General features: G+C 67.6%; 10 protein-coding genes, 1 tRNA gene and 1 pseudogene. 4 read left to right on the top strand and 8 right to left on the bottom strand.

The genetic code is table 11. The features are described 5' to 3' along the window. Positions 1-9: 9 nt before the first annotated feature. The 8 genes and pseudogenes from cysD to AP234_RS16300 all read right to left on the bottom strand — a co-directional run bounded on the left by cysD (position 10) and on the right by AP234_RS16300 (position 7,325). Positions 10-924, bottom strand: a complete 915-nt coding sequence (gene cysD / locus AP234_RS16335; RefSeq protein ID WP_055480520.1) for a sulfate adenylyltransferase subunit CysD — start codon at positions 922-924, stop codon at positions 10-12. Then, entirely contained in the window at positions 911-1,699 is a 789-nt protein-coding gene (locus AP234_RS16330; RefSeq protein WP_055480756.1) for a 3'(2'),5'-bisphosphate nucleotidase CysQ, read from the bottom strand. Before AP234_RS16330 ends, cysD begins: the two co-directional genes overlap by 14 nt. A gap of 2 nt (positions 1,700-1,701) precedes the next feature. Then, positions 1,702-2,346: pseudogene (locus AP234_RS16325) on the bottom strand (sugar transferase); the annotation flags it as partial. Between the two features lie 183 nt (positions 2,347-2,529). Further along, complete coding sequence (gene pth, locus AP234_RS16320) at positions 2,530-3,153, bottom strand: aminoacyl-tRNA hydrolase (protein ID WP_055480518.1); 624 nt, start codon at positions 3,151-3,153, stop codon at positions 2,530-2,532. A gap of 220 nt (positions 3,154-3,373) precedes the next feature. Further along, complete coding sequence (locus AP234_RS16315) at positions 3,374-3,964, bottom strand: 50S ribosomal protein L25/general stress protein Ctc (protein WP_055480517.1); 591 nt, start codon at positions 3,962-3,964, stop codon at positions 3,374-3,376. 448 nt (positions 3,965-4,412) lie between these two features. Continuing rightward, positions 4,413-5,390, bottom strand: coding sequence for a ribose-phosphate diphosphokinase (locus AP234_RS16310; RefSeq protein ID WP_055480516.1), 978 nt, complete (start codon positions 5,388-5,390; stop codon positions 4,413-4,415). Positions 5,391-5,621: 231 nt separating this feature from the next. Beyond that, on the bottom strand, positions 5,622-7,073 hold the full coding sequence (gene glmU, locus AP234_RS16305) for a bifunctional UDP-N-acetylglucosamine diphosphorylase/glucosamine-1-phosphate N-acetyltransferase GlmU (protein WP_055480515.1): 1,452 nt from the start codon (positions 7,071-7,073) through the stop codon (positions 5,622-5,624). A gap of 181 nt (positions 7,074-7,254) precedes the next feature. After that, positions 7,255-7,325, bottom strand: a tRNA-Gln gene (locus AP234_RS16300). 432 nt (positions 7,326-7,757) lie between these two features. Here AP234_RS16300 and AP234_RS16295 point away from each other — a divergent pair. From AP234_RS16295 to AP234_RS38030, 4 genes are all read left to right on the top strand, one after another. Next, positions 7,758-8,696, top strand: a complete 939-nt coding sequence (locus AP234_RS16295) for an acyl-CoA desaturase (RefSeq protein ID WP_055480514.1) — start codon at positions 7,758-7,760, stop codon at positions 8,694-8,696. Between the two features lie 142 nt (positions 8,697-8,838). Further along, a complete protein-coding gene (locus AP234_RS16290) occupies positions 8,839-9,753 on the top strand; it encodes a TetR family transcriptional regulator (protein ID WP_055480513.1) in 915 nt (304 codons plus the stop codon). A gap of 267 nt (positions 9,754-10,020) precedes the next feature. Beyond that, positions 10,021-10,569, top strand: coding sequence for a MarR family winged helix-turn-helix transcriptional regulator (locus AP234_RS16285; protein ID WP_055480512.1), 549 nt, complete (start codon positions 10,021-10,023; stop codon positions 10,567-10,569). Positions 10,570-10,924: 355 nt separating this feature from the next. After that, positions 10,925-12,685, top strand: a complete 1,761-nt coding sequence (locus AP234_RS38030) for a trypsin-like serine peptidase (protein ID WP_200926548.1) — start codon at positions 10,925-10,927, stop codon at positions 12,683-12,685. The last annotated feature ends 363 nt before the right edge of the window (positions 12,686-13,048 follow it).

Genomic DNA, 13,048 nt, shown 5'->3' with positions numbered 1-13,048 from the left:
GAAGGCGCATCAGAAGTAGCCTTCCTTCTTGCGGTCTTCCATGGCCGCCTCGGAGGCCCGGTCGTCGGCCCGGGTGGCGCCCCGCTCGGTGATGCGGGTGGCGGCGATCTCGTCGATGATCTGGTCGACCGTCCTGGCGGTGGACTCCACGGCTCCGGTGCAGGTCATGTCGCCGACCGTGCGATAGCGGACCGTGGCCTCGAAGACGGGCTCGTCCTCGCCCCGCTGGACGATCGCCGAATCCGCGAGCAGCATGCCGTCGCGCTCGAAGACCTTGCGGGTGTGCGCGTAGTAGATCGGCGGGATCTCCACACCCTCGCGCCGGATGTAGTGCCACACGTCCAGCTCGGTCCAGTTGGACAGCGGGAACACGCGGATCTGCTCGCCCGGGCGAACCCGGGTGTTGTAGAGGTTCCACAGCTCGGGCCGCTGGTTCTTCGGGTCCCACTGGCCGAACTCGTCGCGGAAGGAGAACACCCGCTCCTTGGCCCTGGCCTTCTCCTCGTCGCGCCTGCCGCCGCCGAAGATCGCGTCGAACCGGTTCTCCTCGATCGCGTCGAGCAGCGTCGTGGTCTGCAGCCGGTTGCGTGAGGCTCGCCGTCCGGTCTGCTCGACCACCCGGCCTGCGTCGATGGTCGCCTGCACCGAGGCGACGACCAGCCGCACACCCAGCTCGGCCACCCGCCGGTCGCGGAATTCGATCACTTCGGGGAAGTTGTGGCCGGTGTCCACATGCATGAGGGGGAACGGGATGGGGGCCGGCCAGAACGCCTTCTCCGCGACCCGCAGCATCACGATCGAGTCCTTGCCGCCCGAGAAGAGCAGACACGGTCGCTCGAACTCCGCCGCGACCTCACGCATGATGTGGATCGCCTCGGCTTCGAGCACGTCGAGCTGCGACGTCGTGTAGTCACGCTGAAGCATTGGGCTTCCTTCGGGGAGACTGCAGGTCACGGATTCCGGCGAGCAAGGTTACCGCCAGACCCGGTAGGGAGACCAGGATATCGGGCAGCCAGGGGTCGGCTCTGTTGTAGGTCAGCGGTGAGCCATCGACCCTGCTCGCGTGGGCTCCCGCCGCCAGCGCCACCGCCACCGGGGCGGCCGAGTCCCACTCGTACTGCCCGCCCGCGTGGACGTACGCCTCGACCTCACCGCTCAGCACCGCGGCGATCTTCCCGCCGGCGGAGCCGATGGGCATGAGCTCGGCGCCCACGAGATCGGCCAGATCCCGCACGAACTGCGGCGGCCTGCTGCGGCTGACCGCGATCCTGATCCGTCCCCCGGGCTCGGGCAGGGCGGGTGGTTCCGCGGTCGTGAGCGTACGCCCCTGGGCCGGAAGCGCGACGGCACCGGCCGCCAGCCTCCCGTCCTCCCACAGCGCGACGTGCACGGCCCAGTCCGACCGTCCCTCCTCACCGAACTCGCGCGTGCCGTCGAGGGGATCGACGATCCACACCCGCCGAGCGGACGTCCGCCGGGGATCGGTCCGCTCCTCGTGGGTCGCCTCCTCCGACAGCACCGCGTCGTCCGGCCGGAGGCGCCCCAGGGCCTCCATGAGGAAGACGTGCGCGGCGCGATCTCCGGCGTCCCGCAGGGCCCGCTGGTCCTCGAACCCGTGACGGACGCGGAGCTTGAGCAGCCGCTCTCCCGCCTCGGTCGCCAGGTCACCGGCGAGGGCATGATCGTCCCGGATCGGCATGTTCAGTACGCTCCCGCCCCGCGGGCCACCGTGGACCACGTCTTCCACAGGATCCGCAAATCCAACATCACAGACCAGTTTTCGACATAACGCAGGTCCAACCGTACCGATTCCTCCCAGGACAGGTCGGCCCCGCCGTCGATCTGCCACAGCCCGGTCATCCCCGGCCGGACCACCAGGCGCGCGCGCACGTCGTCACCGTACCGCTCCATCTCCTCGGGCAACGTGGGACGCGGGCCGACCAGGGACATGTCGCCGCGCAGCACATTGATCAGCTGAGGGAGCTCGTCGAGCGAGCGCCGCCTGAGCCGGCCGCCGAGCGGCGTCATACGCGGATCCCGCCCGATCTTGAGGAGCGGGCCGTGCCGGTCGCTGACGAGGTCTCCGACGAGTTCAATCTTCCGGTCCTGCGCGCCGGGCCGGGTCGTACGGAACCTCAAGAGCGTGAACTCCGCGCCGTCCCTGCCGATCCGCCGCTGACGGTCCAGCACGGGCCCGGGACCGGTGATCCGTACGGCCACGGCGATCGCGGCCATGACCGGCGCCAGGACGATCAGTGCGACGGCGGCGATCAGCCGGTCGAAGCCGGCCTTGACGAGACGTCGGGCGCCCGTCGGCCCGACCGGCCGTGTGGTGGGCCGCGGCCCGCCGGGGAGCGGTGACCTCCCGGCGCGCCGGGGCCTGCTGGGGGACGGGGACCTTCCGGTGGTCGCCGCGGGCATCTCGCCGTCCAGCACGCACGCCTCCAGGCTGCTCATCGCAATTCGACTACCAACGGTGATTATAGAATTACCCAAGGTCGTCGGCGTCGATGGCGGCCCGGCGTGTATTCAGCGGGGTGGCTTCGCCGGATTGAGGTCGGCGGCGTGGAACTTGTTCTGGGTGGCCTCGAGGCCTGCGGTGATGAGCGACTCCGTCATGTCGGCCGCCCGGTCGACCAGGAACGGCAGGTCCTTGCGCTCGGCCGTGGCGAAGTCGCGCAGCACGAACGTCGCCGGATCCATCCGCCCGGGAGGCCGCCCGATGCCGAACCTGATCCGCAGGTAGTCACGAGTGCCCAGCGTCTTGGTGATCGACTTGAGCCCGTTGTGGCCGTTGTCGCCGCCGCCCGACTTCGTGCGCAGCGCGCCGTACGGAATGTCCAGCTCGTCGTGCACCACGATCACGCCGTCCGGCGTGACCTTGAAGAAGTCGGCGAGCGCCTTGACCGGGCCGCCGGACAGGTTCATGAACGACAGCGGCTTCGCCAGGACGACCGGCGTGCCCGCCAGCCTGCCCTCGACGATCTCGGCCCGCGACCGGTGCGCCTTGAACCGTCCGCCGATCCGGGCCGCCAGCTCGTCGAGCACCATGAAACCGACGTTGTGCCGGTTTCCGGCGTACTCCGGCCCCGGGTTGCCCAGGCCGACGATCAGCCACCGCCGTTCGGCGACTCCATTGCCGCGGGAAAACATCGCCGTCTCCTCAGCCAGGTCACTACGCGTCCGCATAGAGGATCGCAGGTCGTCGCGCGTCATCGCAGCCATCGCAGGTCAGCACGGGTCACTACAGATCGACACAGGTCATCACAGATCAACACAGGCATCACAGACATCACAGACAGAGAAGTCCTCCACGGGCGATGCCGTGGAGGACTCTCCCGCTCGACCGTCACGCCGACGGTCGATTCGTTCGTTACTCGGCGGCCTCGGCCTCGCCCTCGGCGGCGGCCTCCTCCGGCAGGGCGGCGACCGGAGCGGCGATCACCTGCAGCACCAGCGCCTCGGGGTCGTCGACCAGCGTCGTGCCCTCCGGCAGCGTGATGTCGCCCGCGTTGACGACGAAGCCGGCGTCCTTGCCGGCGACGTCCACGTCGACACCGGTCGGAATGTGGGTCGCCTCGGCCTCGACGGCGAGCGTGACGAGCTGCTGGTCGACGATCGCGCTGCCGATCGGCTCGCCCAGGACGTTGATCGGGATCTCGACGGTGACCTTCTCGCCCCGCTTGACCAGGAGCAGGTCGACGTGCTCGAGGTGGCCCTTGATCGGGTCGCGCTGAACGCCCTTGGGCAGCGCTATCTCGTCGATGCCCTCACCCTGGAGGTGGATCAGCACGTTCGGCGTGCGCAGCGCGAGCAGCAGCGCGTGACCCGGCAGGGTCAGGTGCCGCGGCTCGGTGCCGTGGCCGTACAGCACGGCGGGGACCTTGTGAGCGCGACGGATCTTGCGGGCGGCGCCCTTGCCGAACTCGTTACGCGACTCGACGGTGATGGCTACATCAGGCACGGCACATCTCCTAGGGATGAGAACTCGACGGATGGATGAGTGCGCTCCCCCTCACCCGCCCTAGCGGAAGGCGTTACGAGCGCAACCCCGTCACTCTACCGCCCCTCCCCGCGTGATCTTGCAATTACTCGCAGCGACGCCCCATGACCTGGGCTTCCCCCTTCGCCGATCTTGCAGAAACTCGCACCAGGTGCCTGCCACCTGGGAATTCACACTCCGTGATCTTGCAGCGACACGGCCCGCCGTACGCGCCCGCGGTCCGGCGAGCAGTGCAAGATCACGACAAGCGAATGTCCAGGTGAGCGCGGAAGCGCCGAAGTTTCTGCAAGATCACGCCATGCGTTCACGCAGCTCAGAGCACTTCAGTGCGAGAAAGCGCAAGATCACGGAGGGTGATGGCGGTGGGGGGGTGATGGCGGTGGGGGGTGATGTGATGGGAGAGCGGAGGTCAGGAGTCGCCCTCGAAGAGGCTGGTGACGGAGCCGTCGGTGAAGACCTGCTCTATGGCGCGGGCGATCAGCGGCGCGATCGACAGGACCGTGAGGCTGTCGAACCTCTTCTCCTCCGGAATCGGCAGCGTGTTGGTGACGACCACCTCGGAGATCCGCGAATTCTTCAGACGATCGACGGCCGGGTCGGAGAACACCGCGTGCGTCGCCGCCGCGATCACGTCGGTGGCGCCGTGCTCATAGAGCGCGTCCGCCGCCTTGCAGATCGAGCCACCCGTGTCGATCATGTCGTCGATCAGCACGCAGGTCCGGCCCCGGACCTTGCCGACCACCTCGTGCACCTTCACCTGGTTGGCCACGTCGAGGTCGCGCCGCTTGTGGATGAACGCCACGGGCGTGCCCAGCGTGTCGGACCAGCGCTCGGCCAGCCGCACCCGGCCGGTGTCCGGCGAGACGATCGTGGTGGTCGCCGGGTCGAGCTTGCCCTGGAGGTACTTGATCAGCACGGGCATCGCGAACAGGTGGTCGACCGGACCGTCGAAGAATCCCTGAATCTGGGAGGTGTGCAGGTCGATCGACATCAGCCGGTCGGCGCCCGCCTCCTTGAACAGGTCCGCGATCAGGCGGGCCGTGATCGGCTCGCGGCCGCGGCCCTTCTTGTCCTGCCGCGCGTAGCCGTAGAACGGCATGATCACGGTGATCCGCTTGGCCGAGGCCCGCTTGAGGGCGTCCACCATGATCAGCTGTTCCATGATCCACTGGTTGATCGGGGCCGTGTGGCTCTGGAGCACGAAGGCGTCGCATCCGCGTACCGACTCCAGATAGCGGACATAGATCTCGCCGTTGGCGAAATCCAGCAACTTGGTGGGGGTGATCTCGATGTCGAGATTGGCCGCGATCTCCTCGGCCAGCTCCGGGTACGCACGGCCGGAGAAGAACATCAGGTTCCGCTCTCCCGTGGTCTTCTTGCCGCTCATGCCGCGCTCCTCACCTTTCGACCCTGCCCCCATGCCCGTTGACATGCCTGGTCGCATGCTCGGTCCCGCTGGTAGCTCACGGTGTCCTCCCGCCCCCGCGATCGGAGGCTGCGCGCTCGGGTCCGCGCATCGAACTTTCTTTCTCTTTCTTCGCTGTTCCCGCTTACGTACGGCACACGCGGCCGACCGGGCCGAGCCGCCGTACGGGTCTCTGTTTCGGGTCGTGTCTCCCTAGTCGGCCGTGTCCTCCACGTCCCCGGCGGCGATGGCACGCCGGGCGGCCTCCGCGGAGGCGGTGCCGGCCCGCCGGCGGGACACCCACCCTTCAATATTGCGCTGCCGGCCGCGTGCCACCGCCATGGCCCCGGGCGGGACGTCCACGGTGATCACGGAACCGGCCGCGGTGTAGGCGCCGTCGCCGATCGTCACTGGCGCGATGAGCATGTTGTCACTGCCCACCCGCACGTGATCGCCCACCACGGTGTGGTGCTTGGCGACGCCGTCGTAGTTCACGAAGACGCAGGCCGCCCCGATGTTGGAACAGGTGCCGATGGTGGCGTCTCCGACATAGGTCAGGTGCGGGACCTTGGAGCCCTCGCCGATCGTCGCGTTCTTGGTCTCGACGTACGTGCCGATCTTGCCCTTGCGGCCGAGCACGGTGCCCGGGCGTAGATAGGCGAAGGGGCCGACGAGCGCCTCCGGCCCGATCTCCGCGCCGTCGCAGACCGCGTTGCGCACGACCGCGTCCGCCCCGACGACGGTGTCGGTCAGCGTGCAGTCCGGACCCACCTCCGCGCCGGAGGCGACCTTCGTCGCGCCCCTGAGGTGGGTGCCCGGGTGGATCACCGCGTCGGGCTCCAGCGTCACGTCCGCGTCGATCCACGTGGCGGCGGGGTCGACGACGGTGACCCCGGCCAGCATATGTTCCCTCAGGATGCGCTCGCCCAGCACGCGCCGGGCGAAGGCGAGTTGCACGCGGTCGTTGACGCCCTCGACCTCGACGTGATCCGCGGCGATGTGGGCGCCGACCCGGTGGCCGTCCTTCCTGAGGATGGCGAGCACATCGGTGAGGTATTCCTCACCCTGGGCGTTGGCGGCGCCGACACGTCGCACGGCGTCGGCCAGCAGCGCGCCGTCGAACGCGTAGACGCCCGAGTTCATCTCCCGGATCACCCGCTGCTCGGGGGTCGCGTCCCGGTCTTCGACGATCTCGAGTACGGCACCGTCCGCGTCACGGACGATCCGGCCGTATCCGCTTGGATCGGGCACCTCGGCGGTGAGGACCGTGACCGCGTTGCCCTCCCCCGCGTGCCGGTCGAGCAGGGCCGCGAGCGTCTCGGTACGCAGCAGCGGCGTGTCGCCGTACGTCACGAGGACGGTCCCGGTGATCGGCCCCACCGCTTCGAGGACGGTCCGTACGGCATGGCCGGTGCCGTTCTGCTTCTCCTGCACGACGGTCACCGCGTCCGGCGACGTGGCCCCGAGGTGGGCCGTCACCCGCTCCCGCTCGTGGCCGACGACGACGATCAGCCGCTGCGGGGCGAGCCCCCGGGCTGCGACGAGCATGTGGTCCACGAGCGCGCGACCGCAGATCTCATGGAGGACCTTGGGGGTTTTCGATTTCATCCGGGTGCCCTCGCCCGCTGCGAGGACGATGACTGCGGCCGGGCCCGGCACACTCACGGACTGAGCTCCCTCGGCATCGCGGCTGACACGGGTCGGAACGCCTCCCGCGCGCCCATTCGGGACATCCACACGGTCATCCGCCCGACAAGGTCAAAGCTTACCGTCCACGCCCCGGATCCGATCCAGGCCTCCCCCGGCCGACGCCCGGGGAGGGCCGAGTCGCGCATCCGTTTCACAGCTCCCGGGGGAGGATTCGAACCTCCGTTGACAGAACCAAAATCTGTAGTCTTGCCCCTAGACGACCCGGGATGGATCTTTAATCCCAATTGTCCGGATTCTCGCTCCAGCCAGAATCCGACCTCAAGGATACAGAGCCCACCCCTTCTTCGGCGCACCGAATCACGTCGCCACCACACCATCCCTCGACCCGCCATCGCGATCACCCCGACGGGAAGATCGTCGAGCGCGAGCCTTGATCACCGGTCGCCATCGAAAGATTACGAAAGGTGCGAATCGGGGCCTGGCCTGCATATGCCGCTCCACGCAGGGAAGGGAGCGTCGTTTAGCAGATGGCCGCCCATGATGCAAGGCATGGAGTCACCACCAGATGCATGCGCGAGCGTCACCTTCCCAACATTCGCCCTTGGCCACACCTAACTTACGATGGCGTAAGTTACGGTTGCGTAGCCAGTCAACGGTTACGTAGCCAGTCATTTCGTCGCGATAGCCGTGAGGTAGCCCATGACCGTACTGACCGAGCGCCCAGCTCCACAGCCGAAGCCGGAATTCGAGGCCGCGAAAAAGACGAAGACCGAGCTGATCATCTTCGGCATCGTCGTCGGGGCGCCCATCGTCGCAGTGATCGCCGCAGTGCCGTTCGCCTGGGGTTGGGGCCTGGGCTGGACCGATGTGGCGATCGCGCTCACGTTCTATATCGTCACCGGGCTGGGTGTCACGGTCGGTTTCCACCGCTACTTCACGCACGGTTCGTTCAAGGCGAAGCGGCCCATGAAGATCGCGTTGGGCATCGCCGGCAGCCTCTCGCTGGAAATGTCCGTGCTCGACTGGGTCGCCACCCATCGCAAGCACCACAAGTTCTCCGACAAGGAGGGCGACCCGCACTCCCCCTGGCGCTTCGGCACCGGCATCAAGGCGATGGCCAAGGGCCTTCTCTACGCGCACTGCGGCTGGCTGTTCGAGGCCGAGCGCACCAACCGGGCCAAGTACGCGCCGGACCTGATGAAGGACCCGGACGTGATGAAGCTGCACAAGTGGTTCCCCGCTCTGGCGGCGACCTCGGTGCTGCTCCCCGCCGTTCTGGGCGGCCTGCTCACCTGGTCCTGGCAGGGCATGGTCACGGCGTTCTTCTGGGGCACGTTGATCCGGATCGGGCTGCTGCACCACGTCACCTGGTCGATCAACTCGATCTGCCACGTCTTCGGCGACGAGGCGTTCGAGGTTCGCGACAAGTCGCGCAACGTGTGGTGGCTGGCGATCCCGTCGTTCGGCGAGTCCTGGCACAACCTGCACCACTCCGACCCGACCTGTGCCCGTCACGGCGTACTCAAGGGACAGATCGACCTGAGCGCCGGCCTGATCCGCTGGTTCGAAAAGGCCGGCTGGGTGTACGACGTGCGCTGGCCGAATCCGGAGCGCCTGGCGGCGAAGCGGCTCGGTTGACCGCTCCGTGGGCCACGGCACCGCAGGGGAGCCGAGCGGATGGGAGTGAGACCGCGGGATCCTCCCGGCGCACTTCCGGCCCGTGGGTCGAATTCCCCTGCGGTGGCCCGCCGACCGGCTCCGCCCGAGAGGACACGTCATTATGGAAACCGTGAGCGAATCCTCCCGGACCCGAAAACGCATGACCGGCGCGGAGCGACGCGAGCAGCTGATCCAGGTCGGCCGGGCCCTGTTCGCGGAGAAGGGCTTCGACGGCACCTCCGTCGAGGAGATCGCCGCCAACGCCAAGGTCTCCAAGCCCGTCGTCTATGAACACTTCGGCGGCAAGGAAGGCATCTACGCGGTGGTCATCGACCGCGAGATGCAGAGGTTACTCAGCCTGGTCACCCAGGCCCTCTCGGCGTCGCACGCGCTGGTGAAGCTGGAGCGCGCCGCGCTCGCGCTCCTGCAGTACATCGAGGAGAGCAGTGAGGGATTCCGCATCCTGGTGCGCGACTCCCACGCCGCATCCGGAACGGGCACCTTCGCGAGCCTGATAAGCGACATCGCCAGCCAGGTCGAGGACGTGCTGGCCGACGAGTTCAGGGAACGCGGCTACGACCCCGATCTCGCCCCCATGTACGCCCAGATGCTCGTCGGGATGACGGCGCTGACCGGCCAGTGGTGGCTCGACGTCCGCGAACCGCACCGCGAGGAGGTCGCGGCCCACCTGGTCAACCTCTCGTGGCACGGCCTCACCGGTCTCGATCCGAATCCGGCCCTCAGCCCGGGATCGCGCGGCCTCGTGCTCGCCTCCGTGTCGGAGTTCCGTACGGCCCGGCCGAGCGAACGGGAGCTCAAGGAGCTGGAGAAGGCCCGGGAACGCAAGCTCAAGAAGCAGGAGAAGCTCCGCCGCGAGCAGGAGAAACAGCGCGAGCGCGAGCTCAAGGAGCAGCAGAAGGCGCTGCGCGAGCAGGAGAAGCTCCGCGAGCGGGAGCAGCGCGAACGGGCCAAGCATCGCGAGCGGGAGCAGCGCGAGCAGGAGAAGCACCGCCCGAAACCGGTCAGACCCCTCTGAGCTCGATCGGAACCCTCTGATCGAGCTCAGCATCCTTCCGAGGCCGAACAGGACCCTTGAGTCCGATCGGCCCCGCTCGATCCACGCCGGGTGGCCGATCGGAGGCGCGCCCCGGCGAAGATCCGCAGGAGCGGGCACACCGTGCCGTACGGCTGCCGCGGACGGCGTAAACTTCCATCCCCCGCCGCTCGTCGCGCCCCGATCCCGATGTCAGAACGCCGGGTATTTTCCGGGATATCTCGACATCAAGACAGCTAGACTCAGTGCATGACCTTCTCGAGGCCCGCCGAGGACGAGGTTGACCGGCTGGTCGCGGCATGGCGACAGGAGCGGCCCGATCTAGACGTCTCCCCGCTCGAGGTGCTGAGCCGGGTGTCCAGGCTGAGCCGGCATCTCGAACGCGAGCGCCGTGCCGCCTTCGCCGGGCAAGACATGGAGTCATGGGAGTTCGACGTGCTGACGGCGCTGCGCCGCGCGGGCAAACCGTACGAACTCAGCCCCGGGGCGTTGCTGCGGGCCACGCTCGTCACCTCCGGGACGATGACGAACCGCATAGACCGGCTGGCCGCCGCCGGACTGGTCACCCGGAACCCCGACCCGGAGGATCGCCGCGGCGTGCTGGTGCGCCTGACCGAGGCCGGGCTGGCCCAGGTCGACGCCGCCTTCACCGACCTGCTGCGCCGGGAACACGAGCTGCTGGCCGGCCTTGGGCAGGAGGAACGACAGGCCCTCGCCGGACTGCTGCGCACGCTGCTCGTCCCCTTCGACGCCTCCGCCGAGAACGGCGGAGCACATTCGTCCTCCGGCCGCACCTGACGTTCCCGTCCCACCGCCAGGCCCTGGACGGCCGGATCCCGGCGGAGACGTTCTCGGACGTGTCGCGCCGTACCACCCGTGCCCCCGTTCCTGTGTGATTTACCTCACACAGGAGCCGGATCGTTCCCTCACGCTGTGTGAAGCGCCGTCGGCCGTAATGCCACGTGATCAGCAAAGACGCCGAGGCGCCGTCGCGGCGACCCGAGGCGCACCCAGATGGGTAAGTTTTGGTCAGCCCAAAAGTAGACCGAAAAAAGCGTAATCGCCGCCTGATCTCTCGGATAGCTTTCTAGTCATTCCTTTACTGACGAATGGGGCGCAAGTGACGCCTCACGACAGACCAGGGAGATCTACCTTGAAGCACACACTCGCTTTCGGCGGCGTCGTCGCCACCGCCGGCCTTCTGGCCGCCGGTCTCGCCGCCACCCCCGCGCAGGCCGCGGGGGACTCTGTACCGTCGGTCATCCTCGCCAACACCAACGAGGCCGCTCGCCAGGTGGCCACGTTCTGGTACGCGGAGAACGCGGCACAGCTGATCGCGGCCACGCCGTACGGCGTGGAGACCAAGGTCTCCGCCAAGCACGTGTCGGGGGGCGGCCCGTCCGCGGACACCAAGCCGGGTGTGGTTCCGGCGATCGGCGACGAGAAGAAGGCCGCGTCGAAGTCGAAGAACGTCAACCTGCCCAAGACCACGGGCAAGGTGTTCTTCATCGGCGCGGACAAGAAGCCGCACTGGTGCTCGGCGACCTCGGTCCAGTCGCAGTACCGCAACCTGGTCGCCACGGCCGGGCACTGCGTGTACGACACCGAGTCCAACCGGGCCACGCTGGACCGGTGGGTCTTCGTGCCGGGTTACTACCAGGGCAAGACCCCGTGGGGCATCTATGTGGGTAAGCAGGCCTTCACCCACTATGACTACGACGTCTACGAGGACGGCGACCGCGACTACGCGTTCGTGACCGTCTACAACGGCGTCATGCCCACCGTGGTCCGCTACGACGGCCGCGACCATGGCAAGGACCACGACCACCGCGGTAAGCACGACCACCGCGGCAAGGACCACGACCACCGGGGGAAGGACCACGACCACCGGGGGAAGAACGACAATCGTCACGATGACCGCGAGTGGAAGAACGACCGCGGGCGCCACGACGACCACTCGAAGGTCCGCCAGATCAGCGTCCGTGAGTTCCAGCGCCTCAACGGGAACCGCGACCTGACCGGCAACGGCCCCTGGGCGAACGGCACGGGTGCCTCCACCCAGGAGATCAGCGAGAGGGAGTACCAGGACCGCCGCGACTGGTACGTGAGCCGCGACGGCAAGACCCTCTACTTCAAGAAGAAGGTCCGGGACGGCCGCGACCACGACCGCGATCGGAACGACCGCGACCGTGACTGGCGCGACCGCGACGATTGGAAGAAGGGCGGGCAGCAGGACGAGGCGGCGCGCTCCACGCCGACCGAGACCCCCACCCCGGACACGACCGCCACCCCGGACACGACCGCCACCCCGACCCCGACTCCGACCCCGACTCCGACGGAGACCGCGACCTCGGCCCGGTTCCACGGAGACCAGGGCAAGGACAAGGACAGGGGCAAGGACCGCTACAAGTACTACAAGCGGACCTTCTGGGCGAAGTCCAAGCACAACGGTCACAGCAAGCCCAAGCCGTACGTGAAGATCGTCCTGAAGGACGTCGGCCGTCTCGGCGACAACGTCGGTGGTCAGGGCCTGGCCTACAACCAGAAGATCGGCGCGAACGTCTTCGTGTTCGGCTACCCGAGCGGGTCGCACCCGGACGGCAACTACGCCTACACGGGCCACACGCTCAAGTGGTCGTACGGCAAGACCTTCGCCGCGCAGGTCTCGGCCATCAAGGGCGAGGAACTGGTCGGAGTCAAGTCGTCCTTCACCGGTGAGGGCTCGATCGGCTCGTCCTGGCTGCTCCAGTACAAGAGCGCCAAGCGCGTCGGTTACCTGAACGGTGTGACGATCGGCATCGCCGACACCGACAAGAACAACCGCATCGACACCAGCATCTCGCCGTACTTCGACGGTGAGACCTACGGTGTCTACAAGGCCGCGGCCAGCCTCTGGTCCGGCAAGATCGTCTGAGGCATCCCCTCCTGACGACCCGAAGGAAGGGCCCGACCGTCTCCGGCCGGGCCCTTTCCCGTGTCCCGGCCGAGCGATGCCGGCAATCTCAGACGTAGTCGAGAGGGATATCCGTTCCTCAAGGCCGTGTGATTTACGTCACACAGGCTGATGGATCGATCCACCGCTCCCCGCTCTCCAGGTGACAGGATGCGGGCGATGATCAGCGGAAACGACGCGAATCGCCGCCCTCGCCAGACGCCAGAGGCGCGACCGAATATTCGTCGGTAAATCCGACATGCGTTCTTACCAGATTTTCCCGTCATTCCTCATATAACGTGCTTCTCGTTCCTTACTGACGGATGGGGCGCAAGTCACGCCTCA

The organism is Sphaerimonospora mesophila (genome assembly GCF_001417795.1).
GTDB lineage: Bacteria > Actinomycetota > Actinomycetes > Streptosporangiales > Streptosporangiaceae > Sphaerimonospora > Sphaerimonospora mesophila.
Note: the sequence above shows the minus strand (reverse complement) of the source record. Positions and strands in the feature narration are given on the sequence as shown.

What these genes read in the sequence shown, in the direction of transcription:
- AP234_RS16295 (WP_055480514.1), top strand. Translation starts at nt 7,758, where the DNA reads ATGACCGTACTGACCGAGCGCCCAGCTCCACAGCCGAAGCCGGAATTC.
- AP234_RS16310 (WP_055480516.1), bottom strand. Translation starts at nt 5,390, where the DNA reads ATGAGCGGCAAGAAGACCACGGGAGAGCGGAACCTGATGTTCTTCTCC.
- cysD (WP_055480520.1), bottom strand. Translation starts at nt 924, where the DNA reads ATGCTTCAGCGTGACTACACGACGTCGCAGCTCGACGTGCTCGAAGCC.
- AP234_RS16285 (WP_055480512.1), top strand. Translation starts at nt 10,021, where the DNA reads ATGACCTTCTCGAGGCCCGCCGAGGACGAGGTTGACCGGCTGGTCGCG.
- AP234_RS16290 (WP_055480513.1), top strand. Translation starts at nt 8,839, where the DNA reads ATGGAAACCGTGAGCGAATCCTCCCGGACCCGAAAACGCATGACCGGC.
- pth (WP_055480518.1), bottom strand. Translation starts at nt 3,153, where the DNA reads ATGTTTTCCCGCGGCAATGGAGTCGCCGAACGGCGGTGGCTGATCGTC.
- AP234_RS16330 (WP_055480756.1), bottom strand. Translation starts at nt 1,699, where the DNA reads ATGCCGATCCGGGACGATCATGCCCTCGCCGGTGACCTGGCGACCGAG.